The organism is Sphingobium sp. AS12 (assembly GCF_019097845.1).
Classification (GTDB): Bacteria; Pseudomonadota; Alphaproteobacteria; order Sphingomonadales; family Sphingomonadaceae; genus Sphingobium.
This window is the reverse complement of the sequence record NZ_JAHRGM010000067.1, coordinates 278,028-300,823: the sequence shown is the minus strand read 5'-3', so window position 1 is coordinate 300,823 and position 22,796 is coordinate 278,028. Positions and strand designations below refer to the sequence as shown.

Annotated in this window: 25 protein-coding genes; 9 read left to right on the top strand and 16 right to left on the bottom strand. The window is 59.9% G+C overall.

The features are described 5' to 3' along the window. Positions 1–16 precede the first annotated feature (16 nt). Genes KRZ98_RS21110 through KRZ98_RS21090 form a run of 5 tightly spaced genes read right to left on the bottom strand, consistent with a single transcriptional unit; the run spans position 17 to position 4,782 of the window. Positions 17–2,176, bottom strand: coding sequence for a peptidase domain-containing ABC transporter (locus tag KRZ98_RS21110; protein WP_217675173.1), 2,160 nt, complete (start codon positions 2,174–2,176; stop codon positions 17–19). A 17-nt stretch (positions 2,177–2,193) separates the two neighbouring features. Beyond that, entirely contained in the window at positions 2,194–2,505 is a 312-nt protein-coding gene (locus tag KRZ98_RS21105; protein WP_066764161.1) for a hypothetical protein, read from the bottom strand. A gap of 2 nt (positions 2,506–2,507) precedes the next feature. Beyond that, the gene (locus KRZ98_RS21100; RefSeq protein WP_156448002.1) at positions 2,508–3,671 is read right to left on the bottom strand and encodes a hypothetical protein; all 1,164 of its coding nucleotides are present in this window, start codon (positions 3,669–3,671) and stop codon (positions 2,508–2,510) included. Between the two features lie 17 nt (positions 3,672–3,688). Further along, positions 3,689–4,552 carry a Fic family protein gene (locus tag KRZ98_RS21095; RefSeq protein ID WP_216313486.1) on the bottom strand — a complete coding sequence of 288 codons (864 nt, stop codon included), beginning with the start codon at positions 4,550–4,552 and terminating at the stop codon, positions 3,689–3,691. Between the two features lie 20 nt (positions 4,553–4,572). Continuing rightward, entirely contained in the window at positions 4,573–4,782 is a 210-nt protein-coding gene (locus tag KRZ98_RS21090; RefSeq protein WP_140419279.1) for a hypothetical protein, read from the bottom strand. A gap of 308 nt (positions 4,783–5,090) precedes the next feature. Here KRZ98_RS21090 and KRZ98_RS21085 point away from each other — a divergent pair, with 308 nt between their 5' ends. Beyond that, on the top strand, positions 5,091–6,866 hold the full coding sequence (locus KRZ98_RS21085) for a hypothetical protein (protein WP_066768171.1): 1,776 nt from the start codon (positions 5,091–5,093) through the stop codon (positions 6,864–6,866). A 598-nt stretch (positions 6,867–7,464) separates the two neighbouring features. Further along, on the top strand, positions 7,465–8,031 hold the full coding sequence (locus KRZ98_RS21080) for a hypothetical protein (RefSeq protein WP_197421606.1): 567 nt from the start codon (positions 7,465–7,467) through the stop codon (positions 8,029–8,031). Positions 8,032–8,168: 137 nt separating this feature from the next. Here the strand turns inward: KRZ98_RS21080 and KRZ98_RS21075 are convergent, their stop codons facing one another. The 3 genes from KRZ98_RS21075 to KRZ98_RS21065 all read right to left on the bottom strand — a co-directional run bounded on the left by KRZ98_RS21075 (position 8,169) and on the right by KRZ98_RS21065 (position 9,082). Beyond that, positions 8,169–8,408, bottom strand: a complete 240-nt coding sequence (locus KRZ98_RS21075) for an acyl carrier protein (RefSeq protein WP_066768168.1) — start codon at positions 8,406–8,408, stop codon at positions 8,169–8,171. Between the two features lie 81 nt (positions 8,409–8,489). Further along, complete coding sequence (locus tag KRZ98_RS21070; protein WP_066768176.1) at positions 8,490–8,795, bottom strand: alkylphosphonate utilization protein; 306 nt, start codon at positions 8,793–8,795, stop codon at positions 8,490–8,492. Continuing rightward, entirely contained in the window at positions 8,795–9,082 is a 288-nt protein-coding gene (locus tag KRZ98_RS21065) for a helix-turn-helix domain-containing protein (protein WP_216313488.1), read from the bottom strand. The genes KRZ98_RS21070 and KRZ98_RS21065 overlap by 1 nt, the downstream gene beginning before the upstream one ends. 55 nt (positions 9,083–9,137) lie before the next feature. Between KRZ98_RS21065 and KRZ98_RS21060 the strand changes: the two genes are divergently transcribed. From KRZ98_RS21060 to KRZ98_RS21030, 7 genes are all read left to right on the top strand, one after another. Then, positions 9,138–9,398: a hypothetical protein gene (locus KRZ98_RS21060; protein WP_217675192.1), complete on the top strand. Its 261-nt coding sequence runs from the start codon at positions 9,138–9,140 to the stop codon at positions 9,396–9,398. A gap of 4 nt (positions 9,399–9,402) precedes the next feature. Further along, the gene (locus KRZ98_RS21055) at positions 9,403–9,621 is read left to right on the top strand and encodes a hypothetical protein (protein ID WP_066768163.1); all 219 of its coding nucleotides are present in this window, start codon (positions 9,403–9,405) and stop codon (positions 9,619–9,621) included. Beyond that, the gene (locus tag KRZ98_RS21050) at positions 9,618–10,283 is read left to right on the top strand and encodes a YoaK family protein (protein WP_066768161.1); all 666 of its coding nucleotides are present in this window, start codon (positions 9,618–9,620) and stop codon (positions 10,281–10,283) included. The genes KRZ98_RS21055 and KRZ98_RS21050 overlap by 4 nt, the downstream gene beginning before the upstream one ends. Further along, on the top strand, positions 10,280–10,774 hold the full coding sequence (locus KRZ98_RS21045) for a hypothetical protein (protein WP_253204239.1): 495 nt from the start codon (positions 10,280–10,282) through the stop codon (positions 10,772–10,774). The genes KRZ98_RS21050 and KRZ98_RS21045 overlap by 4 nt, the downstream gene beginning before the upstream one ends. 126 nt (positions 10,775–10,900) lie before the next feature. Further along, positions 10,901–12,454, top strand: a complete 1,554-nt coding sequence (istA, locus tag KRZ98_RS21040; RefSeq protein WP_120252586.1) for an IS21 family transposase — start codon at positions 10,901–10,903, stop codon at positions 12,452–12,454. Positions 12,455–12,469: 15 nt separating this feature from the next. After that, positions 12,470–13,246, top strand: a complete 777-nt coding sequence (gene istB / locus KRZ98_RS21035) for an IS21-like element helper ATPase IstB (RefSeq protein WP_103730252.1) — start codon at positions 12,470–12,472, stop codon at positions 13,244–13,246. A 125-nt stretch (positions 13,247–13,371) separates the two neighbouring features. Further along, positions 13,372–13,815, top strand: a complete 444-nt coding sequence (locus tag KRZ98_RS21030; protein ID WP_253204240.1) for a hypothetical protein — start codon at positions 13,372–13,374, stop codon at positions 13,813–13,815. Between the two features lie 14 nt (positions 13,816–13,829). On the opposite strand, the gene KRZ98_RS21025 is transcribed toward KRZ98_RS21030, so the two are convergent. The 8 genes from KRZ98_RS21025 to KRZ98_RS20990 all read right to left on the bottom strand — a co-directional run bounded on the left by KRZ98_RS21025 (position 13,830) and on the right by KRZ98_RS20990 (position 22,574). Continuing rightward, on the bottom strand, positions 13,830–14,702 hold the full coding sequence (locus KRZ98_RS21025; protein WP_231736713.1) for an energy transducer TonB: 873 nt from the start codon (positions 14,700–14,702) through the stop codon (positions 13,830–13,832). Then, positions 14,699–15,121: a YbaN family protein gene (locus KRZ98_RS21020; protein ID WP_066768157.1), complete on the bottom strand. Its 423-nt coding sequence runs from the start codon at positions 15,119–15,121 to the stop codon at positions 14,699–14,701. Before KRZ98_RS21020 ends, KRZ98_RS21025 begins: the two co-directional genes overlap by 4 nt. Beyond that, positions 15,105–15,704 (bottom strand): biliverdin-producing heme oxygenase, encoded by a 600-nt coding sequence (locus KRZ98_RS21015; RefSeq protein ID WP_066768155.1) that lies wholly within the window; start codon positions 15,702–15,704, stop codon positions 15,105–15,107. The genes KRZ98_RS21020 and KRZ98_RS21015 overlap by 17 nt, the downstream gene beginning before the upstream one ends. Positions 15,705–15,753: 49 nt before the next feature. Next, positions 15,754–17,268 carry a surface lipoprotein assembly modifier gene (locus KRZ98_RS21010; protein ID WP_253204241.1) on the bottom strand — a complete coding sequence of 505 codons (1,515 nt, stop codon included), beginning with the start codon at positions 17,266–17,268 and terminating at the stop codon, positions 15,754–15,756. 110 nt (positions 17,269–17,378) lie between these two features. Next, positions 17,379–19,679 carry a TonB-dependent receptor gene (locus KRZ98_RS21005; protein ID WP_231736710.1) on the bottom strand — a complete coding sequence of 767 codons (2,301 nt, stop codon included), beginning with the start codon at positions 19,677–19,679 and terminating at the stop codon, positions 17,379–17,381. A gap of 203 nt (positions 19,680–19,882) precedes the next feature. Continuing rightward, positions 19,883–20,875 (bottom strand): FecR domain-containing protein, encoded by a 993-nt coding sequence (locus KRZ98_RS21000; RefSeq protein ID WP_082733559.1) that lies wholly within the window; start codon positions 20,873–20,875, stop codon positions 19,883–19,885. Positions 20,876–20,966: 91 nt separating this feature from the next. Further along, entirely contained in the window at positions 20,967–21,479 is a 513-nt protein-coding gene (locus tag KRZ98_RS20995; protein WP_066768149.1) for a sigma-70 family RNA polymerase sigma factor, read from the bottom strand. Positions 21,480–21,713: 234 nt separating this feature from the next. Continuing rightward, positions 21,714–22,574: a Shedu immune nuclease family protein gene (locus tag KRZ98_RS20990; RefSeq protein ID WP_082733557.1), complete on the bottom strand. Its 861-nt coding sequence runs from the start codon at positions 22,572–22,574 to the stop codon at positions 21,714–21,716. Positions 22,575–22,796 lie beyond the last annotated feature (222 nt).

Below are 22,796 nucleotides of genomic sequence, written 5' to 3'. Positions count from 1 at the left end.
GCGTATCAGAGCTTGATCACCGACGTCCTTCAGGTCCCGCCTCCACCTGTACGCGGCCATATACGGTGCCGCGCTCCTGCGCGGACGATGGCGCGCGACTTAAAGGTTGAAAACGGACATCAGAGCGGAGTATCCGATCCGCCGAGGCAATCGTCTCTCGGCGGTGCGCGACCACTATTCGCGTCACCCCCAGTGCCGATATCGCCGCATTGACCAGGCGCTCTTTATCTTCGTCCAGGTGTGACGTCCCTTCATCGACTACGAGAAGGCGAGGCTGTCTGTAGAGGGCGCGCGCCAGTATCAGCCGCTGCTTCTGCCCGCCCGAAATCGCAGCGCCCATGTCGCCGACCAGCGTTTCATAGCCCATGGGCATGGCTGCTATATCGTCATGCAACGCCGCAGCCTTGGCGGACGCGACAACCCGGTCCATGTCCGAAGCATTATCAAAAAGCGCAATATTCTCGGCGATCGATCCGGCGAATATTCCGTCATTCTGCAGGACTGAGCCGACTTGCGCGCGATAGCTTTTCAAGCCGAAGTCCGTGAGCCGGATACCATCGACGAATACGGCGCCTTCCGATGGTTCGATGAGACCGAGAATGATCTTGATGAGCGTACTCTTGCCCTCACCGGACGGCCCGGTGATTGCTACATGCTCTCCGGGCTCGATCACGAGGTCGACCCCGGACAGCACATATGGATCCGTAGGCGCATATCGGAAAGCTACGCCGCGCAGTTCAACGCGGCCCGACAATGTCCTGGCCGATATCGCCTCCCGGTCGAATGCCTTGTCCTCGTCGGTGAGCATGATGTCGGCAAGGCGATCCACATGCAGCCTCAGCATCCTGAAGGCGATGATCTGGTCCAGCAGGGAGGATGTGCGGCGCAGGAACTGGGTCTTGTAGGCCATATAGGCAAAGACCATACCCAGACTGAAATCGGCAGACAGGACGAGCCCGATCGCAAGATAGATGGATATCACCGATTCAAGGGCATTCAGCGATGTGCCGACGGACTCCTGCCACACATTCACCCGGGCGACGGACAGATTCGCCGTGACGGAATCGGCGAGCCGGCGCTGCCAATATTGCAGCCGATCTTCCTCTCCGCCAAGAACGCGCAAGGTTGTTATCCCCCTGAGCGTCTCCATCATCACCGATTGTTCCCGGCCAGCCATCGCGATGGCTGTCTCCTGGACACGCTGCTTTGGGGCAAGGAATGCCATCTTCCCGATCGAAATCATCACCAGAAAGCCGATGGCAACCATCGACAATTGTAGGCTGTATGTAAGCATCACCACCAGACTGAGCGCGCCAAGGCACCCGTCGATGAACGCGCCGATGCTGTTTTCCGTCAGTAATTGTCTGATCGGGGCGGTGGACTGGAGGCGTGACATCACATCCCCGATGTGCCGCCGCTCATACCAATCAATGGGCAATCGCAAGAGCTTGCGTGCGACGTTGACGTAGAGCGTGCGGCCGACTGCGGCATTGGCGAAGGCGATCACCAGGGATCGCAACAGCGAGGTCAGCGCGTTGGTCGCAGTCAACAGGGCAAAGCCAATCGCCAGCACGGTCATCAAATTCAGGCTGCGCGACGGCAGCACGACATCGACCGCAAGCCGCAGGTAAAAAGGGGAGATCAAGGTGTAGAGTTCGAGGAATATGCTGAGGGTCAGTATCTGGAACAGCGATCGGCGTATTCCCGATGCGCCCTGGAGCAATTTGACAGGATCAAGGCGCGGTCGTGGCTGCGCCTCGTCGAAACGCCTGACCTGCCGCAATTCCAGCGCGATGCCGGTAAAATGCCGGGACATCGCCTCTATAGGGAGCCAGTCGGACATCCCCTCGGGATCATGAATGAGGACTTTGTCGGCGCGAATGCGCTCGACGACGACAAAGTGGTTCATGTTCCAATGCAGAATGGCCGGCAGGTGGATATGCGCAAGACCTTCCAGCGGGATGCTGATGGGTCTTGCGGAAAAGCCGATCGCTTCGGCCATGTGCATCAAAAATTCCAGCGTGCTTCCACGGCTCGAGGCGCGAAAGCGGCGGCGCAGTTCGGCAAGACCAATCGGGTTGCCGTGATAATTGGCGATCATCGCCAGCGCAGCGAGGGCGCATTCGCCCGATTCCGTCTGGCGCACCATCTCGACGCGCGAGGAACGCCGAGCCAAGATAGGGGAAATGAACATCACGGATTGCGCGGCAAGGGGGCGGGCGCCGGAGCGGCGCGGTCTGCAGGCTTAGCCATGCGGGGGCCGGCAACGGCTTCAAACCCAACATCGAACTGAACCAGAATGATCGCATAGAGCCCGCCGATCTCGGCAAACAGGACGGCACCCAGCAGGACGATCCATGCCCAGGGCATCGCGGGAATCTTGGCCGCGCCATGCCGTGCCCGGCGCGCGCGGACCATTTCGGATCGGAACAGCGACGATGGGCCGCTGTCCTCCGCGCCAGCCTCGTGAAGGGGCCGCGTGGGCGCGGAAGCGCGAGGGGACATGTTCAGCGCGCTTCGGACACGTGATGCGATCCCACAAGATCATCCATCCTGGATATCCGGGAGGTTCGGTCGTGGTCGCGGTAGCGGGAATCCGCCTGTTTGCGAGCCAGCGCGCCAGCTGAGGACAGCAAATCCTTCAGCGTGAAAGTCACGTCCTTGTCGTTCCAGTCCTGCAGGGTCCCGTGAATGAGAAAATGGCAGAAAGCGTGGGCAATCTTGTCCCCGGGCGCGCAGTCCTCGACGAACAGGAATTGCCCGGCTTCGTTCACTTCTAAAAAGACATGATCACCGGCGGGCGTGACAATGAAGTCGAATGCGCCATAGGATATGCCCAGCGCCCGCATCAGATCCTGGCATTGGTCAAAGACTTCCGGCGGCAACCGATAATTGTCATTATTGTCTTTAAGAAGGCGCTTTCCGCGCCAGTCGATAACCGACAACGGGTCGCTCTGGGAATCGATCTTAATACCGAATTGCCGACCGCCGAAGATGATCACCCGGGCTTCAAACGCCTTCTCGACATAAGGCTGGTAGATGGCGGGGTGCAGGGAAAGAGCTTCGGCCGGCAACGAGGCGACCGGCGGCATGATCGAGGTATAGGCAAAGGCCAAGCTATCCTCGCCTTGCCACATCTGCGGAATGAGTGGTTTACAGATGATCCGCCCGCCATGCCCGTCTTGGAAGCTTCGGATTGCTTCAACGTCGTTGGACTGCAATGTTGCGGGTACCGACAGGCCGACTATGCGCGCCTGCCAGAGCTGCAGCACCTTGCTTTCCGCCGCCAGCTTTCCCCAATATCCGTTGACCATGACACCGGGCCGCTGGGCCGCAAGACGATCCAGAAAGGCAAAAAGCGACGCGCGATAGGCGGTCATTATATTGGAGACATAGGCCTTGTCGCTTTCCTGAACGTCCAGCAACTTTACCGACGAGCCACCTATGCGCCGCAGCCAAACCCGATCATAAGGGATATCTTCATCAAGGAGCGCGGCGCCATCGACATAGAATGTCGCCTTATCGCCCAATGAAATCGTATGGGTTTCGTGAACAGGCATCATGCCGAAGCGGAAGATGCTCGGCGTTGCGCCCATCATCTCGAGGCCCGTCGCGATGAGATGGGCGTGCTCATCGTTGAGCTTGGTCACAATCAGAATGCGTTTGTCCATCGCTTGCACCTCGCTCGTCAATCCATTGATGTCATTGTCTGCGATAGGGCGCTGATGCTGCCCGACAGCGCGTCAGCGTCATCGACATGCTCCTGAAGCGAAATCGCAAATTCGACTATGGGGTGCACACCATCCAGATAAGCCTCCCAGTCGCCGGTTTGAGACAATCTGCGCAGAAGCCCCAGCTTGAGATAGGATGCGCTATAGAAGCTCGGTCCAAGCGGCAGAAAAGGGGCGTCGACCTGGTCCCGGCGGTGCAGCGAAGCGTGAAACAACGATCGCGCGACACGGCCGTTGCCATCATCGAGCGGGTGATAGAGGACGAATGTGGCGTGGGTCAGCACTGCCTCCTGCACGGGGGTAAGGCCCTCACAGCTATGAATGACCTCGATCGCCTCAGGCCAGGAGGGAATGTCGTCCAATCGCGCATATCGCATTGGCGCAAGGCCACAAATGGCCGGCTTGTCGACGCCCGCGCTTCGCATCTTCCTGCTGGTGCCGGTCAGCAACGCGGCTGCCCGCTCGATCCAGCGCTGGTCGATCTGCCAAGCGGAGAACCGCTGCCAATTGGTATATACAATCGGTTCGATGCCAGGTCTGACCAGAAACCGATCGAACTGCGGCGCTTCGAAACCGGCGGGAACGGAAAAATCGAGCGAGCCTGGAACGCGCAGCCCGGCCCGCAACAGCAATGCGCATTTCGCTTCGTTGCCGAAGCAGCGCCAGGGGGAATGCCTGTATTGTTCGTTGAGCCGGACGATCCGGTCTTCGAGGGCACGCCAATTGAGGGAATGTCTATTTCGATATCGGAAGCGGGGTGCAACAGGCGACCAGATTTTCCTATCTTCCGTGTCCCCTGTTGCTGGGCTTGGCATCGTCACTGGCAATATAATCTTCAACTTCAGTCGCAGCTGACATCCCAGCTTCCATCGTCGTCACATCGATCCGATGTATCCCAGGGCGAACCGCCGGCGGTATCGCAATAAGTGGGCTCGGTGGTGACCTCGGTATTGCCCTCACCGCAGGTTTGGCCACCAGAGACCATTTTGATTTCGGAGATCGTTAATTCTCGGGCAAGCAGTGAATGAATCGATCGAACAGAACCGGACATAAACAGCTCCTGTCTTGCGAGTAGCCACTGGTGTGGCACAGGAAGGATATTTATTTTTGCAAGTGCAAGTCAAACGGATTCACCATGCAAGCAATATTGAATAATGATTACCTTCCAGGTAACCTTCATTCCGACTGAAAAGACTGCATTGTCATCCAACTTTGAACAGGCATGAAATGCTCCGGAATCCCTTTGTCTCCTTTTCAGGGAGTGGCGCTTTGATGCGCTGGAAAAGGCGGTGCGAGTCATGCATACTCCAACTCTATCAACCTTGAGCGCGCGTAGCGCTGGATCGCGAGGCTTAATGCATGCCGATCGGACGTTGGTCTTGCCTGAGCATCGCTGCATTGCTCGCGCAGTCGTTGTTGGTTGCAGCGTCAGCACTCGGCGCTCAGGCAGATGAGGTCGCCCGTGCTTCCGTCGGCGGGAAGGCCGATCCCGATATCGTCGTCACGGCGCAAAAGCACGCGCTGAAGCGTAGCGGGTGGAAACGGGCCGAAACCGATCACGTCGTCATCTTCAGCGACGGAAGCGAACCCGAACTGGTCCGGATCGCGGGCAATGTCGAGCGGCTGCACGCGCTGATGACGCGGCTTTACGGCGCCGCCGGACAGCAAGATGGTGCGCCGAAGCTCGAAATCACCCTGTTCGGTTCTCGCGGCGATCTGGACGAATTGGGCCTGCGAAACATCCGCGCGGAAGAAGGTCCCTACGCCAGGAGCTTTTCGGACCAACGCTATTATGATCCTCGCGCGGACGGCGCAGTGCTGGCGGTCGCCCGCAGCGACCAGCTTGTCGATCTCAATACCAGCCTTGCCCACGATCGTTTCTGCGAGGATTTGGCCGCCCAAGGCACGGACTGCATCGGAAAGAGGGAGCCCTATCTTCCTCCGGTAGTGAGGCCCTGGGAATCGGTCGTCTACTCCGCTTTCGCGCAGCACTTCATCCTGTCTAATGTTCCGGCTCCCTATCCTCGCTGGTATCTCGATGGGATAGGCGCGCTGTTTTCGACGATCGAGGCCAGAAAAGACGGCTCGCTCGATTATGCCAAGCCGCCCGAACTCTCTCGTCAGGTCTTCCGCTCCTACGGCGACGTGAATGCCCGGGACGTTCTGACGGGCGGCTATCTTGATGCGCGATCGCGCCGGATGACCTGGACCCCTTACCATGCCTGGCTGATCACGCATTTCTTCGTATTTTCTAATCCCAAGCCGGCGCTGCAGGCGCAGTTCGCCCAATATATGGCCGCGATCCGACAGGGCGCGTCCCTGGCTGAAGCCGCCCTGGTCTTCAAAGACCCCGGGAGGCTCAATCGAGAGATAATGGGTTACGCTTCGAGAGCGAAGGCCTATGCGACCGCCGCGCCATCCGGTGTACAGGGAGCGCCGTCAGTGACCATGCTTTCGCCGGTCCAAGTTACCGCGCTCAAGGCGAGGCTCCGGCTCGGCAATCTGCCACCGCCCGATGCTTCCGCCAGCCTGCTGAACACCGACCAATCTCGAACTGCCGCGCTCGCTTGGATATCCGCGGTGCGGGCGGAAGCGAGCAAGGTGCCTTTAGATGTCGGCGCGATGCTGGTGGCTACGGAAGCGGAGTGCCGTGCTGCGCTTGCCCGCGAATGCCGCGGCGATGCCGAACGCATTTTGACCCGGGCCCCCCGGAACGCCCGGGCGCTGGCATGGAAAGGCATTGCTCAGACAGACGAGGCCTTAGCCGGCCCCGCCGATGCCCGCGAAAGCGCTCTGGCCGCGGCGCGCGAGACTATCGGTCGCGCGCTGCAAACCGATCCGCGCGATCCTGTTGCTGCGATCGCCAATTTCCAGAGCTACGCAAGAGCTGGCGCGAAAGTACCGGATAGCGCGCTGGCCATCCTCGCCAAAGTCGCCGCAGCGGTTCCGGGAGCACCTACACCCCGGGTACTCCTGGGCAGCGAGTTGGTTCGCCAGGGTAAGTCCGATCTTGCTCGCAAACTTCTGGGGCCGGTGCTCTACGGTCCATATGACTCGCCCGAAAAGAAGGCGGCGCAGGCCATGCTATCGGCCTCGGCCTCTACTGTCGGAATGTCCACCCGTGCCGGCGGATAGGCGCATGACCTAAGCACCCCGCGCGTCATGGCCCACCTATGCGCTGGCCGCGTCGACTATGGTTGAATGACCCTGTTGCAGCAAAAAACGACCTCGCCGCAGGCGGCGCCTTGACTTTCTTGACGACAGGGATCCCTCGCTCGTCGCAGCCGAAAAAATATCAGCGGCCGGCCACGATGTGGGCGTGGAGGCTCCAGCAATGATGCTGGCATGCCGAAAACGCCCTTGCTGTTTTGAAATGCGAGTCGTCCAGAGAATATCTGGGCATCGGAATGCCCTCACGCAAAGTCTTTTCCCGGCGTGCTTGCCCATGCCTGCCGACCCGTCGGCAAGCACCATCCACACCAAAGTTGATGTTGCCAGACATGGCGTTTAGCGCGTGGGATTGACCGATAACAGCGTCATACGTTGCAACGCATGGCAGCCTGATCAACCCGGCATAGCCGGAGATCGACGTGGCCGCGCCCTCGATACTACACCACGCAATGGGGCACGGCCGCCTCAGCCACCATTGATTTTGTAGATACGATGCCTCGCCGGAAGGTTGCAGGACTGATATTATGCCAGGCGCAATGAATTTTGAAAATGGTTGTCCAGGATGTCACAGACCAAACCGAGATTAATCGCACCAACAACAGATGCATCCATGCTGGCGCTCGAAGCTTGGCATGTTATTTCTTCCCGCACACGCAACTGCCTGGGCCAGTTGGACAAACCGACCGATCTCGCATCAACCGTAGCGGGGGTTCCTATCGAAAAGATGCAGCTGAGCGATTTGTCTCGTTGCGAACGGGCGGGCATCTTGCGTCTGCCCAATCTTGGCCGGGTCTGCTACTGCGAGATCGCGTCCGTCATGGATCGCTATGGTTGGCGGTTTCACGATCAATGGACCGGTAAACCGGAACCACCGGCACTCGACCTTTTGGGACCTGCGCTCCCCCGTCATCTGCACATGATCGCTCAGGCTGCTGCCAAACGATCGGAAAGATTTGCAATCGGCGAGACGATGCTGCGGCTTAACGATGAGGAAGGCCTGAGCGGAGCGGAAATCGGCAAGCATTTTGGAGTCACAGGCGCAGCAGTCCATGCGAACATCCAGAAAACCCGGCGCATCCTGGATTTGCGGGCCCGCCTACCGCTGCCACCAAGTCCCGCAGTGTCGTGAGGCATTGCACAAAAGCAACTCGAGAAGCGCGTCACCTCAATGAGCGCCACCAGGCATCAAGTGGCTATGCAACGGGACCCGATAATTCTCAGATCGCTTCATGCGGTCCTCGACATGCCCCTCAAGGTTGTCGCGCTTCATCCAGGCTTGGCAGCACCGACATAGCGAATGGCATCCTGTACCGTATCGATCTTCTCGGCATCCGCATCGGGTATCGTAATGCCGAACTCATCTTCGAGCGCCATCACCAGTTCCACGACATCAAGGCTGTCGCCACCGAGGTCATCTAGAAAACTGGCTTCGGGCGTCACCTTGTCGGGGTAGACCCCCATATGCTCGATCACGATTTTGATAACACGTTCGGCGATGTCGCTCATATGGCCTCCTGAGTATGATGTCCGATGTCGGCGGGCCATTTTATGGCTGGCCCCGCGGCGTGTAGCGCCAATGTCTCAGGATCAGCGCTTGCGCACAAATTCGGCGCGCAGCACCAGACCCTTGATGCCATCATATCGACAATCAATCTCCTGCGGGTCGCCGGTCAAGCGGATCGATTTGATGACCGTACCGCGTTTCAACGTCTGATTGGCGCCCTTCACGGTCAGATCCTTGACAAGAGTAACGCTGTCTCCATCCACCAGCGGGTTGCCGACGGCGTCGCGCACCTGGACGTCGACATTTTCCGCCTTCCGGTGAGCCATATCCGCGGCGCTCAGCCACTCGCCGCTCACCTCATCATAGACGTAATCTTCGCCTTCTTTCATCATTCGCTCTCACTCATTTCTCTCATGGTGGCGGAGGAGGCGACTTCCCTCAGGCGCACACCCCGCCCCCTGCCCTGACTGAGTGCATCGTCGCTGATCAGCTCGATGCCCCCTTGCTCCAAAGCTGAAATCACTCTGACGAGAGTATCCACGACACAGCGCACCTGTCCGTCTGAGGCTTCCATGCGCTGGATCGTCGGCACGGAAACACCTGCCAGCGCGGCCAATTCCTTCCGGTCGATCCCGAGCAGGGCGCGCGCCGCCCGCATCTGCTGTGACGTAATCATGCACCTTTATGATGTGTGAGATATCAGAGTTCAACCTTACGATTTGACAATATATATGCTACGGGTGTTTTTCGGTTCAGAGGCAGCGTTGAACACAAAAAGCGATTCAAATGGGTGCGCCGGTGCAAAGGCTTCTGGCAGCAACACGGCTGTAGGCAGGAAGGCCGTCCACTTGTTTCTCAAGCGTTGGCCGCAGTGGCTGCGCGCCGATCTCGCCCCCGCCGATCCATTGCAACGCGAGCAGGCTGAAGATTCGGGGTTGGCGATGACGATGATGGTGTGCCTCGGAGCCCTGGACCGACCTATGACGAGGTGACACCATGAAACTGCGACAGCATGTGAAGGAATTTCTCCTGCTTCAGAATATGATGCTGAAGGATTTCGTTCGGCAGGGCCTGGCCAACCAGTCGCTCGCCACAGAAGACGCGGCGCGATTGAGCCAGGTGGAAGCCCTGAACATTCAGGAAATGGCCAGGTGGGACAGGGATCTGTCAGCTGCGCGCAATGGCATGGTGCCCCCGCAAGAGGGCAATGGATGAACCGATACGATCGTAAGATTTGGGGATTGGCGGCGTGCTTCGCCGCGCTTGCAGGATATGTCGATGCAGTGGGCTTTCTCTATCTCGGCGGTTTCTTCGTCTCGTTCATGAGCGGTAATTCCACGCGCCTTGCCGTCGGCTTGAGCACGCATTTGTCGGATGCGGCGACCGCAGCCGGATTGATCGCATCGTTCGTGATCGGGGTCATGCTCGGTTCGCTCTGTGGCCGGGTCATCCAGCACTCCAGGCACAGCGCGCTCATGTATCTGATCGCAGCCCTGCTCATGATCTCGGCGATCCTCGCTATCATCGATGCCAACTGGGCAGCGGCCGCCGCCCTGGCCATGGCGATGGGAGCGGAAAATGCACTATTCGAGCGCGATGGCGAGGTGCAGATCGGTCTTACCTATATGACCGGGACGCTGGTTAAATTCGGGCAGCGCTTGCTCTCCGCACTGATGGGGGGCGATCGCCTTGGATGGCTGCCCTATCTGCTGCTCTGGGTTGGCCTGGTGACGGGCGCCGTGCTGGGTGCCGTGAGCTACCGCATGGTTGGAAATTCTGCGATCTGGGCCGCTGCTGGCGCGGCATTCCTGCTGGGCTCCTGGCTTCATCATCGACGCGTCCCGCTTGCGGCTTCGATGGCGCAGGCCCGCAAATGACCGATGGGCCATCCCGCTCGGCAGACATCGATCTCGATTTGCTCCATGACTTGGTCTTCGGCTTGCGCCTCGAACGTCCCGAGCCCGGCTCAGCTCTTCAAGGTCGATACCACAGCGCCACGGATATCCCGGTTACGCTTGATGCTCCATTCGGCCCGGCCGGACCAATGTTGTTCAGATTTGGTGATATGCTTTCACTTCTGTTCGGCTGGTCCACCATTCAGAGCGCCATGCGTATCAGCGATCCGGATCACCTCCTGTTCGACTATACGCGCGTGATGATGGGCTTCAGGCTGTTCAGACCCAAGCCCAAACGTATAGAGATGATCGGACTCGGGGGTGGATCGCTGGCCAAGGCCTGTTACCGCTGCTTGCCGGACTGCGATATCACGGTTGTCGAGATTGATCCGGAGGTTATCGCCTTGCGGGAGAAATTCAAAATCCCGCCGGACGTGCGTGTTTCGGAAAGTCCCGGACAGCGATTCCGGTAAGTCGCGGACAGTGATTTCAGAAAGTCCCGGACAGGCATTTCGCTAAGTCCCGGACAGTTTGTGCGGTTGGTCATTGGGTGCGCCGGTTTGGCATGAACGTCCCCGCAAGCGGAGCTTGGAGGGACCATGCCGAGACGGAAGCAACCGAGACGAGCGGACGTGAAGGACATCAGATCGATATTGCGGCTGACCCATGAGAGTGGGCTCTCGGCGCGCGAAGTGTCGGAGCGGCTTGGGCTAAGCAAGTCGACCGTGTCGACTTACCTGCTGCGGGCGCGTGAGGCGGGGCTAGACAGTTGGCCGATGCCAGATGACGGCGGCGATGACGCTGCGCTGGAGCGCAAACTCTTCCGGCAAATGGGGCGGCCGCCGCGGGATACGAGCGAGCCGGACTGGCAACTGGTCTCCCGTGAGATGAAGCGCAAAAGCGTGACGCTGCTGTTGTTGTGGCAGGAATACCGCGAGGCTCATCCTGACGGCTTTGGCTACACCTGGTTCTGTGACAAGTTCGGCGCGCACGAGAAGCGCGCCCACCCGACCTATCGGCATCGGCATGCCGCCGGTGCGGTGATGCAGACTGATTACGCCGGTCAAACGATCCCGTTGATCGACCCCGGCACCGGCGAGATCCACCAAGCACAGCTGTTCGTCGCGGTGCTTGGGGCCTCGAGCTACACCTTTGCGGTGGCGAGCCTGCATCAGCGGCTGCCTGACTGGATTGAGGGCCAGGTCCGGGCGCTGGAGTACTTCGGCGGAGTGCCCGCTTCCATTGTCTGCGACAATCTCAAGGCGGGGGTGGCCAAGGCGCTATGGTTCGAACCGACCCTGACTACGACCTTTGCCACGATGGCAGAGCATTACGACACGACGGTCCTGCCGACCCGGCCGGCGAAGCCGAGGGACAAGGGGAAGATCGAGGGCGCGGTGCTGATCGCGGAAAGGTGGATCATCGCGCGCTTGCGCAATCGACAGTTCTTCGACCTGGCGGTGCTCAATGCCGAGATCGGCCACTTGCTCGAAGTTCTCAATGGCAAGACGATGCGTCACGTCGGTCGTTCGCGCCGCGAGCTGTTCGACGAGATCGAGCGCGCGGCGCTCAAGGCGCTGCCTGTTACCCCGTTCGAATACGCTGAATGGAAGAGCGCCAAGGTTCATCCCGATTACCACGTTGCCGTCGACCGCAACTTTTACTCGGTTCCGCATGGTCTGATCGGCCGCAAGGTCGATGTGCGGCTGACCCAGCGGGTGGTTGAGATCTTCCAGGATCACAAACGGGTCGCCAGCCATGTTCGCAGTTCGCAGCGCGGGTTCCACATCACCATCAACGCCCACATGCCCAAGGCTCACCAGCGTTATGCCGACCGGACGCCGGCATCGCTGATCGAGCGCGCGGCCAGGATGGGCACCAACGTGGCGGTCATGGTCGAGCGCATGATGCGTGATCGGCGCCATCCCGAGCAGGGTTATCGCTCGGCGATGGGCATCCTCTCGCTAGGGCGCGGCTATGGCCATGTCCGTCTCGATGCGGCCTGTGACCGCGCGCTGGCAATCGAGGCCACCACATATGCCTCGGTCCTCTCGATCCTCAAATCCGGGCTGGATCAGGCCAGTCCTGCCCAAGAACCGATCCGGCCAGCTCCATCGCACGGCAACATCCGCGGTGGGGTCTACTATCAGTGAAAGGAAGCGACGATCATGCTGACACACCCCATGTTGGACCAGATGCAGACGCTGGGGCTCGCCGGGATGGCGAGTGCTTACCGTGAACTTGCCGAACAGGCGGGAAGCGAAGGGCTCTCCCGGGACGAATGGCTCGGGCTGATGCTCGATCGGGAGATGGCGATGCGCTGTGACAAGCGGCTCGCCAACCGGCTTACGGCCGCGCGACTACGATTCAGCGACGCCTGTATCGAGAACATCGACTTCGCCGCGCACCGCAAGCTGGATCGCCGCAGCGTCCTGGCGCTTGCGCAGGGCGACTGGCTCAAGGCGCATGAACATCTAATCATTACAGGGCCAACCGGTACGGGGAAAACCTGGTTGGGGTGTGCGTTCGCCCGTCAGGCAGCCCGGCTCGACTACTCGGTACTCTACGTTCGCATGCCCCGACTGTTCGAAGATCTGGCAATGGCCCGGCTCGACGGCCGCTTCCCGCGCCTGATCGACAAGCTCACCCGCATCCAACTGCTCGTGCTCGACGACTGGGGTAGCCATGGGCTGACCGAGCAGCAGCGCGGCGATCTGCTTGAAATCTTCGAGGAGCGCTACAAGCGTAAATCCACCTTGATCACGGCTCAGTTACCGGTCGCTCAGTGGCACGAAATGATCGGTGCCCCCACGATCGCTGACGCCATCCTCGACCGCCTGGTACATAATGCCCACCGCATAACACTCGAAGGCGACAGCATGCGCAAAAGCCGACCCGCGCCCCTCTTGACCGACATAGAGAAAGCCGAAATCATAACCGCCTGAACCACAACAAGGCACCTATGACCAAACTGCGCCGACTGTCCGGGACTTAGCGAAACGCCTGTCCGCGATTTTGTGAAACGGCTGTCCAGAACTTCTGAAATACGCAGGACGACCGTCGGTTTCGCGTGATATGTGCCGACGGCGTCGATTATCTGGCCACGGCAGCGACCCAACCCGACGTTCTCCTCATTGATGGATTCGACGGCAGCGGGCTGCCGCAGGCCCTGAGTGAACAGGCCTTCTATGATAGCTGCCGTGCCCGCCTTGGCGCCGGCGGCCTGCTGGTCGCCAACCTTTGCGACAACTCCAGGGCCTTCGCCACGCTTGTTCGCCGTATCGCCGGGAGTTTCGATGGACGGGCGATCGCCATTCCAGCGGAGCGGCGCGGCAATCGTGTTGTTTTTGCCAGCGCTGACCCTGCCTTCCCTCCCTCGTTCGAGGCACTCAAAAGCGCTGCGCGGCATCTGCCCTCTGGAGACGCGGTTGATTATCCGGTGAAGGCGCGGCGCATCATACCGGCGCTCCGTGGTTGGGTAGAGCTTCAGCCATCTCCGACAATCGGGTGCTAGGTGCATCTCGATGGTCAGCGCAACTTGAATTCCACAGGAATGGTAAGTTCCACAACATCAGGCCGTTCAGCAGGTATCGCCGGCAGCGGTTGGGCGCGCTGAAGCGTATCGAGCGCGGCCTGGTCGAGGTCGAATGAGCCGGATTTCTGCAAGATGGTCGAGGACAGTACCATGCCGGCGCGGTTCATCTTGAACCGAACATAGGCGACGCCTTGCTGGCGGGCAGCGCGAGCGCGGGCCGGATATCGACGGAACCGCTCAAGATGGGCAACGATCACCCCTTCCCAATTGGGCTTCGCCTCGCTGGCAAGCCAGTTGACCGTTGGCGCAGCGATGTTTTTCGGTGCGGTGGTCTCAGGCACGGATGGACCCGGGTCGACAATTTCAACCGGCTTTTGCATGTCAGCCTTGACCGATGAAGTCGTGGGAAGCTGGATGAGAGGAACGGGTAGCATTTCGCGCTTCGGTTCGGGTTTCGCTTCCTGCCTTTCTACCTGCTCGGGGCCGGGAGCCACCTCACGCACAGGCTTAGGAGGGGCGGCCAGCGGCGCCAGATTCACGACCGTCAGCGGCCGCGAAGTCGCAGCGATACGGGGATGCACCACCTTCCACGTGAACAGAGCCCCGGCAAGGACCAACCCAATAATCGAGGCAGTGCCGGCTAATCCGAACAGGCGAGTTCGCCAGTCCGCCGGTTGATCGCAATAGCGGCTAGAGCCGCGCGACATATCGCCGACATGAGGGCATGCCATGGATGGATCGATGGCCCTTCCGCGCTGTGGCGGGATGTCGGGATGATAGGATCGGAAGATGACATGGCCCTCAAAGAGGCCAGGTTCATCATTGGCCGCTGCAAGCTGCGTCCTTCGATAGCTGCCTCGCTTCATCGTAATACTCCCGGCTCTGGACGCCGAACGATCCAAATCGCCCAGAACAGCATGAATGCTACGACCGCGCAGGAGAGGAAAATGCCGGGGCGGAGATGGAACCAGAACAGACCATAGCCCAGCGCCATACCGATACAGGCCGCGATCTTGGCATGGCGCGGTACTGCCCGGTCTGTTCGCCATGCGCGCAAGCTCGGGCCATAGCGGGGATGGTTCAGCAACCATGCCTCGAGCTGAGGCGAGGACCGCGCGAAGCAGGGCAGCGCCAGCAGCAGGAAGTCCGTCGTGGGCAGCAGCGGCACGAAGATGCCCACGAAGCCGATCGCCACCAGCATCACCCCAAGCACGAGCCACCCGGCACGCGCCGCTCGCCCGCGCTGCAGGAGACCGGCCTGCGACGCTTCAGCCAAGACGCGCATCGACATGGGCCTGAACCCGCGCGAAGGCGTTCCGCGCCCCGTCCTCGGCGCGCTTCTCTTCATCGTCGGTAAGTGCGACGGCATCCAGGGCGGCAACGAATGCACGCCAGTGCGGCGCAGGCCCTTCGGGAGCCGGGGCGAGATGGCGCGCACCGAGATCATCGGTCAAGCCGAGCTTTTGCGCTTCCTTGCGCAGCAGGGCCGCACCCATGTTGGAACCTTCGGCTACATAGAGCCAGCCCAGCGCGGTTCCCAAGGCGAGCTCGGCATCGGGAACGAACGCGGGCGATCCCCCGTCCGGCGCTGTGATGCTGAGGTCCTTCATGTCGGCTACGACGAGCGGCAGTCGGCAGCGCTGCGCGAGGTCCGGAAAGGCTGCCTGAAGGCGCGGTTCCGCGTAGAGGGCCGCCACGTCGCGGTGAAAGAGAAACTGGATAGCCAGGAACTGTTTGTACCGCTCGATGCTGGCGAACGATGCTGCCGACATGATCGAGCGATCGACCCCCTCATGAACATCGCTGGTCAGCGCCTTAAGGCGCCTGGCGCGGCTCTCGATCAAGGGTTCGGTGATTGTCGCGGTCATGGTAATCGTCCTCCTGCTCAATGGAAAAATTGCGAAACATTGTGGATGGCTAGAAAGCATGGCTGAGCCTCACACTCGCGGTGGTGCGCCTGTAGGAATAGAGCCAGTCGATGTTGCTCTCGACGCGGGTATGCTGCACCACGACTTCAGGAGTCAGCCCGGCAAATTTGAGCACCGGGAAACGCGCGATCGCGGTGGCATTATATTGGTCGTCGCTACGCTTGGTGGCGAAAACTTCGCTATAAGCGCGATTGTCGCGGTGACGGTAAGAACCGATCACGAGCAGGCTCGCGCTCTTGCCGAACGACTTGCTGACGCCGAGGCGACCTCCCCATTGCCGATAGGCATCAACGTCCGCCGGGGTGTCCTTCGCGACAAAATCCGGTCCGCCGAACAGCGTCAAACTCGCGGAGGCGAGGTAAAAGGCTGTCAGGCTGACATCTGTCTGGGGGCCGTCCTGGGAAGTGAAGGCGCGCTGGCGATAGCGATAATCGCGAAAGTTTGCTTCAGCCCGCAGCAGGATGCTGCGTGATGCGGTATGCGTCCAATCCAGATTGGCGCCCCAGGCATTGTAGAGCACCGAAGACCCGAAACTGCCGATGTCGAAGGATGGCGATAGCGACAGCGTGTTACGGGCGGACTGATATTGATAGCCGACCCGCGTGATAAGGGTTGCCTGAGAATAGTCGTGCTCGCTTGGATAAATGTCGCCGAACAGAAGCGCGCTGGCGCGCACGCCATGATGCCCGGAGATCGGAATGCTGCGTCCCAGCGTCCCTTCGAAATTGATGCCCGTGGCCTTGATCGGATCGGGCACCTTGCGGTCGATCACGCAGGTGCCGTCATCGGTCGCAAGAAGGCAGGTATAGCTGGCTGAGGACTGGTTGAGATTGGTGCTGTAACCCGGGCCTATGGCTATGGTGCCCTGCCAGCCTCGCCTGCGCTTGAGGGCGGTCAGGAAGGCATCCACGGTACGAACCACCCCTGCCGACTTCTGGCCTTCGGCGACGAGTTGGTCTCGAACCTGCTCGAATGCGCCCCGCGCCTCACGATCCTTGCGGTTCTCGAACAGGACGCGGGCCAGTTCGAGCTGTCCGGACAGGAGTTCGGGATTGAGCGACACCAGTTCGCGGTAATGCCGCTCGGCCTCGCCCAGCTTGCCGGCCTGTCGCGCGAGCGCGCCCTTCGCGAAGAGCACAAGCTTCGGATCGCGATCGGGATAGCGCTCGTAGGCGGCGAGGAACCGGCGCACGTCAGCCCATTGCTGGCGCCTCACAGAGATAAAGAGGGCCTCGCCCATGTCATTGACATTATCGCCGACAGAATAACTCTTCCCGTCGATTTCCAGCGAGGTTGGCGGCCCGTCCAGTGCGTCGGCATCCTTCAAAATCTGTGATTCCGCCTTGCGCTGCTGCCGCTGTATCTCCTGGTCGAGGCGCAGCCGGGTGTCCTGCTCGCCAGCGTTTTGCGCCAGGGCGAGCGAGGGAAGGCATGCAGCGCCGGCGCACAAGATGGGGGCAAGACCCTTCCGGCGAATTTTGATGGAAGTTTGTCGAATCCGCATGCGTGGCTTCAGTCTCGGCGTGCTGCTGCAAAGAGAAGCCAGAGCCGGGAAACCCGGCCCTGGCCCCTCTCTTCACGGCAACGGGTTACTGCGAACCGCCGAAAGCGGCGTCATACTGGCGATTGCTGAAGGTCGCGACCCCAGCCAGCGCCTGCGCGGCGGAACCGAAGCCAACCATGCCCGGACTTGCGCTTGGCCTCGGTGATGGAGACGGGCGTATTTCCAGCAGCAGCACTGACGCTGCATTGACTCACGTTCGCCATGGTGTCGAGGAAACCGTTGATGCAGATATTGTCTGCGCGGCGGTATTTGCCGTTCCCATCCGGCACCCAGTCGGGGCCGGCATGGGTCCAGGTGAAGCTTCGGGGGTTGGCGGCGAACGCAGCCACTTCCCGAGCTATTGTGGGCTCCAGTTGGGACGGCAACAATGCTCCACTCGCGACGCGGGCGGTATGAAACTCACGGCGCGATGCTGCATAGGCATCGACCGTGGATTCCGTGGTCCTATAACTGGTTGAGTATTTCGTGTTCACAAATTGGGTGATCGACCCGCCACTATATTCGATCAGCTTGGGCAGGAAATCATCCTTCGCCCAATAGCCGGTATAGGCGATGCCTGCGTTAAGCTTGAGGAAACTGACAGGCTTCCATTCGCCGCTCAGATTGATGCGATATTCCTCGCGGCGACCCGCGCGCGGATAAGCCCGCCAACCGGGCACCTGCGTTGCGAGCAGATAATCGTCGTCCGAGCGCAGTTTCTCGTGCTGCCAGTTGCCCTCTAGCAGGACGCTGAGTTTCGATGACAGATTGAACTGGTTGCTCGCACTGAAGCCGAAACGATCGTTGTGTGCGTTGGCGATCGCCGTGTTGACGATGATTGGGTTGGCGGACGAGGCGGCATTGGGAAAGCCGCCCGCGCTATAGGTATCGCTCACCGTGTCCGTCAGCCACGCCGTCGCCTTGAAATCGATGAATCGACTGTCCGGCTGCCATTTATACTCTGCATTATAGGCCTGGAGGTGAACTTTGCTCTCGGGCCACTGGATATTGCCGAACGTATAGCCGTTGCCGGTCGTCATGATCCGCGAAGGCATGATCTCGCCGAAACTGGATCGGGTATCGCGAAAGCCGATTTGCAGGGCCTGGTCGTTGGCGATGTTCCATGTCGCCTTGAGCATGACCGATTCCAGCTCGCTCGACGTGTTGGGCACCTCATTGCCGGGATCGTAGTTAAGACCCAGCAGGCGAACATAATTGGCCGCATTGAGCGGGAGGCCGGCCTGCTGATAATAGTCGGCTTCGTGCTTGCCGGAGAAATAGTTGCCGCGCTCGCGGAACGCGTAGGCGCCGAACAGCTCCAGATCCCCAAGGCGACCCGCCGCGGCGATCCGGATCGCGCGATCGCCGAAGGAAAAGGCCTCGTTGTCGTCTTCCGTGCGCAAGTTCACCCGGAGCGAAGGGTCGCCATAGGGGTAGCTGGTCGAGAAGCCGGTGGGAAAGCCGGGTACAGTCCGATAGTCCTGCCCTGTCAGCAGCGTCGGCCAGCGCGGGTTGGTCGAATTGTTGCCGCCCTCCAGCTTGAGTTCCACGCCGAAGTTCTGGCCAGGCTTCAATATGTCGGCAGCGTCGAGCGTGTTGATGACGACCGCACCACCGGTCGAGCCGTTGACCCCGCGTGTCGAAACAGGCCCCTTGAGGACCTGCACGCCGGAAATCAGGCTCGGATCGATGTAGCTGCGATTGCCAGCGCCGTTATAGCCCTTCCACACGGTCAGCGCCTGCTCAGTGCCATCGATGACGACCGGGACACGTCCTGGCCCCTGAATGCCGCGAATGCTGGGATCGAGCGCGCCACCGTTGCGCGAGTCGCCGCTGAACACATTGACCATGCCCTTGAGCACATCAGCCGTGTTGGTGCCCCTGTAGCGCTCCACCTCTTCGCGGCTCGCGAAAGTGGAGGAAATATCCTGATCGTAGATTTCGTCCTTGCGCCGAGCGTCGCGCTCTACGCCGGTTTCCTGTGCGGCAGCGAGGTTGCCCGTTTGCGCCCCGTCCACGCGCAGCGGGCCAAGCTGCACGTTGCTTTGCGCATTGTCGGAGGCTTGCGCGTTCCGTGGCGTCGGCGCAAGGGTGACGAACCCGTTGTCCAACCGCCAGGTGAGGCCCGTTCCCGCCAGAACGAGGCTCAGCGCCCGTGCATTGGACATCCGGCCAGACACGCCAGGCGACGATCGCCCGCGAATCTCGTCCGCATTCACATTGACCTGCATCCCCGATTGCCGCCCGAAGTCGGTCAGCGCGTCGCTCAGCGCGCGGGGAGGAATATTGAACTCCCTGGTGCTCGCTGCGCTGCCAGTCTGCGCGCTAGCCGCGTAAGGGGCCGCAACGCCCGCGGCAGCAACCGAAGCCAATAGCGAAGCCGCCAGAATCCGATCTCGCTTCTTACTTAATCTTAAAACCCCCGGAAACACAATTGCACGCCCCTTCCGCTCTTTCCCGGAGTAAGAAATGCAATTGCGACGCAATTGCATCCACCCCTATCTTAAAGAACAATCCAGGCGCGGTGTTTTTCGGAAAAAAATGCAGGGGACGGCGATAAAATCGCAGGCGATGGCTATTCGGCTGAAATCACCGTGATCCACGGCGTGAGATTGCGCACCCTCAAATCCTGCGCCTTGGAGATCGCCTGCAGGGCGGGCACGGGCTGGTGCGCGTCATAGACGCCTGTGACGCGCCGTTTGGCAAAGCCCTCGCCAAAGGTCAGGATGACGCCGCTGTGCCAAGGCTTCAGGGCGTCGATCACTTCCATGACCGGCCTGTCGCTGACGACGATCTGGCTATCGGTCCACGCCGCGATCTGTGTGGGATCGATGCTGCTTCTGGCGGCACTGGCGTCATCGCAGCGCAGGCTGAGCGCATCTCCAGCCATCAGCGCTTCGGTCAGACTGGGCCGATCGTTGCAGGAGACGCGGACATGCCCGTGCTTTACGGTAACAGAGGCCCGCCGATCATCGATCCGGCTGACCTCGAAGCCGGTACCCAGAACCGTAGTTGTCGTATCGGCGGCGGCAACCTGGAACGGGCGATCCGGATCGGGGGCCACTTCAAACCAGGCCCTGCCTTTGAGGAGTCGAACTTCTCGTTGCCCGCCCTTGCTGACGTCAAAGGCGACAGCACTTTGCGGGGCGACAAGCATCGTGCTTCCATCCGCCAGATGGACCTGCTGTATCTCGCCTGTTCCGGTCGAAACGTCAGCGCGCAGATCGATGAGCAGGCCGGGGCCGGCGACAATAGCGAAGCAGGCCGCGACGGCCAGGGCGGCAATTCCGACGCCATGTCCCCTACCCTTCCCCACGAATGGAAGAATGATGGACTTCTTTCTTCGCCAGCGGTCCGCTGGAGCGGGTGGTGCCGTCCGGATCACATGGCTGATGCGCTGCGTCTCTGCCCAGGCAGCCCCATGGACGGGATTTGCGTCGAGCCACGCCGAGAACTGCGCGCGCATCGCCTGATCCTCAGGCTCTTCCTGAAGCAGGATAGCCCACCCGGACGCCTCGCGGTTGGCTCGACCGCGTTCAGCCCCATCTCCGCCAAGTCCAGCGTTCATGATTGCCCTTTTGCCGGGACCGCTATTACAATGGGCCCCTTATTGAATAAACAAATGAGCGGGACGATTTTTCGGCGGCGCACGAAATTTCTCATGCTGATCCGCGATCGGCTCCGGCGCGGCAGCGCTCGATACCGTTCAGGACCAGCGTGTGTGCGGTAGTTGTAGAGACCCCCAGATGCGCCGCGATATCCTTGAGCTTTTCGCCGCCGATCCGGTGCATCTCCACCGCGGTCCGCATGTCGTTGGGCATCCCGTGGAGCGCGGCGACAATCCGTGCATATTCGTCACGTGAAATCGCGGCGGCCTCTGGGTCCGGCATATCCGAGGGGATGTCGCTTGCCCCCGTTCCGCCATCAGCCTCGAATATACGCGCCTCGATCCGTTTGCGTCGGATACGGTTCAGGGCGAGGTTTCGCACGGTCATCCGCAAATAGGCCATCATTTCGGCAGCGGGTAGTTTGGCTGCGCCGGCAGCGCGCAGCCAGGCTTCCTGGACAATGTCTTCTGCATCGCCCCCCTCACCGGATATCCTTTTAGCGTAACGGATGAGGGATGCACGATGGGAGAGGAAAAGCTCGAGGGAGGCCTTCCCGTCCGGCACTCTCAGTTCCCTTCACCCCGTCAAAAACCAGCCTGTGTTAGCACCCTTTATTAATGCGAGTCACTCGCAAATATGCATTGCGCAGCAATGGCGGAAGGAATATCCGAACACGATCTTATAATTTGGCTTATCTCGCCGGTGAAATGACGGCCCAATTTGAGGATTCGCGCGCCGCTCGCTTCCTTCCCAGCCTGAACCGAAATCAGTCGAGCCACACTCTGAAGAGGCAGCATATTATTCGCGATCGGCGTTGGAATAGATACCTCGTCGCTTGCTGTTCACCTCCTCCCAATATGAGATGCGCTCCATCATAAACTGTTTTCGATCGGGACTGATAAATGGATTGTTACCAACTGCCTCATGGAGGCCGTTTGGACGCTCGTCGTAGCTGAACATTGTCGGACCAAGCCACAGTGTGGGCGGCACGTGAAGAACCTCATAGCCCGATGGCGTGTGACGAACGCTTGCAAACTGATCGGAATTTCCATCGAAGTGCAGTCGATCAAAACTCATCAGGACTTCGTTCGCACCCATTTGCTCGGACCGTAGGCGCGTCAACTGTTCATTGCCCTCGTATTCACTGCGTCGTCCGTAAATGAGTACATATTGTGGATCAAGCTTAAGCCGATGAAACGGGACGCCGTAATCTCTCAAAAATGCAATTTGATTTTCCGGCTTGCTGAACCACGCTTTCCATTCCAGAAGCTGATTCTTCGCCTGTGTGAATTCCGCTGTAGGTGTCCCATCTTTCCGGAACATTTTTTTGTTCGGCGCCTCGATCTCTATAAGGACGGGATTCAATGCCAGGCTATTTTTCGATATCCACATGAAATCGGGCCTGCGGCGCTGATAGCCATATAACTCTGGCTGCGAGATTACAGCGTCAGGGAAAGGTGCATGGCCCGATGGTCCGCCAACCACACTAAAGGCCCCAGGAATCATCGCCGGGTGCCGCTCCAGAAATTCTTGGACCTCACACTCGGATGGGTTTCCGTTAAGGAGGGCTAGCCATGCTACCTTTAGATAGTCAGCATAATCGTCGCCCGCCATGGGGCGGGGCGCGTCAGGAATGATCGTATAGCGTTTTTCAAACATGCGCTGACTATATCCGCGAATGCCCGGCTATGGGAACGGTGATTGAAGCTTGATGAGGCCGAGACAGGGCAGAAAATTGCCGAAGCAAGTCACTCAGATTCATCCCGTTATGTCAGTTGCCTATCGCCGCTAGCGACTAGGATTAAACAATACTTTGGGACGGATGGAAGAGCATCCACCAAGCCAAATTTGGTTTACAATGGAGCTTGACAGTTACGGTTT

Coding starts and splice junctions, on each gene's coding strand:
- KRZ98_RS21105 (WP_066764161.1), bottom strand. CDS start 2,505: ATGTCCCCTCGCGCTTCCGCGCCCACGCGGCCCCTTCACGAGGCTGGC.
- KRZ98_RS21100 (WP_156448002.1), bottom strand. CDS start 3,671: ATGGACAAACGCATTCTGATTGTGACCAAGCTCAACGATGAGCACGCC.
- KRZ98_RS21090 (WP_140419279.1), bottom strand. CDS start 4,782: ATGTCCGGTTCTGTTCGATCGATTCATTCACTGCTTGCCCGAGAATTA.
- KRZ98_RS21085 (WP_066768171.1), top strand. CDS start 5,091: ATGCCGATCGGACGTTGGTCTTGCCTGAGCATCGCTGCATTGCTCGCG.
- KRZ98_RS21080 (WP_197421606.1), top strand. CDS start 7,465: ATGTCACAGACCAAACCGAGATTAATCGCACCAACAACAGATGCATCC.
- KRZ98_RS21075 (WP_066768168.1), bottom strand. CDS start 8,408: ATGAGCGACATCGCCGAACGTGTTATCAAAATCGTGATCGAGCATATG.
- KRZ98_RS21070 (WP_066768176.1), bottom strand. CDS start 8,795: ATGAAAGAAGGCGAAGATTACGTCTATGATGAGGTGAGCGGCGAGTGG.
- KRZ98_RS21065 (WP_216313488.1), bottom strand. CDS start 9,082: ATGATTACGTCACAGCAGATGCGGGCGGCGCGCGCCCTGCTCGGGATC.
- KRZ98_RS21060 (WP_217675192.1), top strand. CDS start 9,138: ATGCTACGGGTGTTTTTCGGTTCAGAGGCAGCGTTGAACACAAAAAGC.
- KRZ98_RS21055 (WP_066768163.1), top strand. CDS start 9,403: ATGAAACTGCGACAGCATGTGAAGGAATTTCTCCTGCTTCAGAATATG.
- KRZ98_RS21050 (WP_066768161.1), top strand. CDS start 9,618: ATGAACCGATACGATCGTAAGATTTGGGGATTGGCGGCGTGCTTCGCC.
- KRZ98_RS21045 (WP_253204239.1), top strand. CDS start 10,280: ATGACCGATGGGCCATCCCGCTCGGCAGACATCGATCTCGATTTGCTC.
- istA (WP_120252586.1), top strand. CDS start 10,901: ATGCCGAGACGGAAGCAACCGAGACGAGCGGACGTGAAGGACATCAGA.
- istB (WP_103730252.1), top strand. CDS start 12,470: ATGCTGACACACCCCATGTTGGACCAGATGCAGACGCTGGGGCTCGCC.
- KRZ98_RS21025 (WP_231736713.1), bottom strand. CDS start 14,702: ATGAAGCGAGGCAGCTATCGAAGGACGCAGCTTGCAGCGGCCAATGAT.
- KRZ98_RS21020 (WP_066768157.1), bottom strand. CDS start 15,121: ATGCGCGTCTTGGCTGAAGCGTCGCAGGCCGGTCTCCTGCAGCGCGGG.
- KRZ98_RS21015 (WP_066768155.1), bottom strand. CDS start 15,704: ATGACCGCGACAATCACCGAACCCTTGATCGAGAGCCGCGCCAGGCGC.
- KRZ98_RS21010 (WP_253204241.1), bottom strand. CDS start 17,268: ATGCGGATTCGACAAACTTCCATCAAAATTCGCCGGAAGGGTCTTGCC.
- KRZ98_RS21000 (WP_082733559.1), bottom strand. CDS start 20,875: ATGAACGCTGGACTTGGCGGAGATGGGGCTGAACGCGGTCGAGCCAAC.
- KRZ98_RS20990 (WP_082733557.1), bottom strand. CDS start 22,574: ATGTTTGAAAAACGCTATACGATCATTCCTGACGCGCCCCGCCCCATG.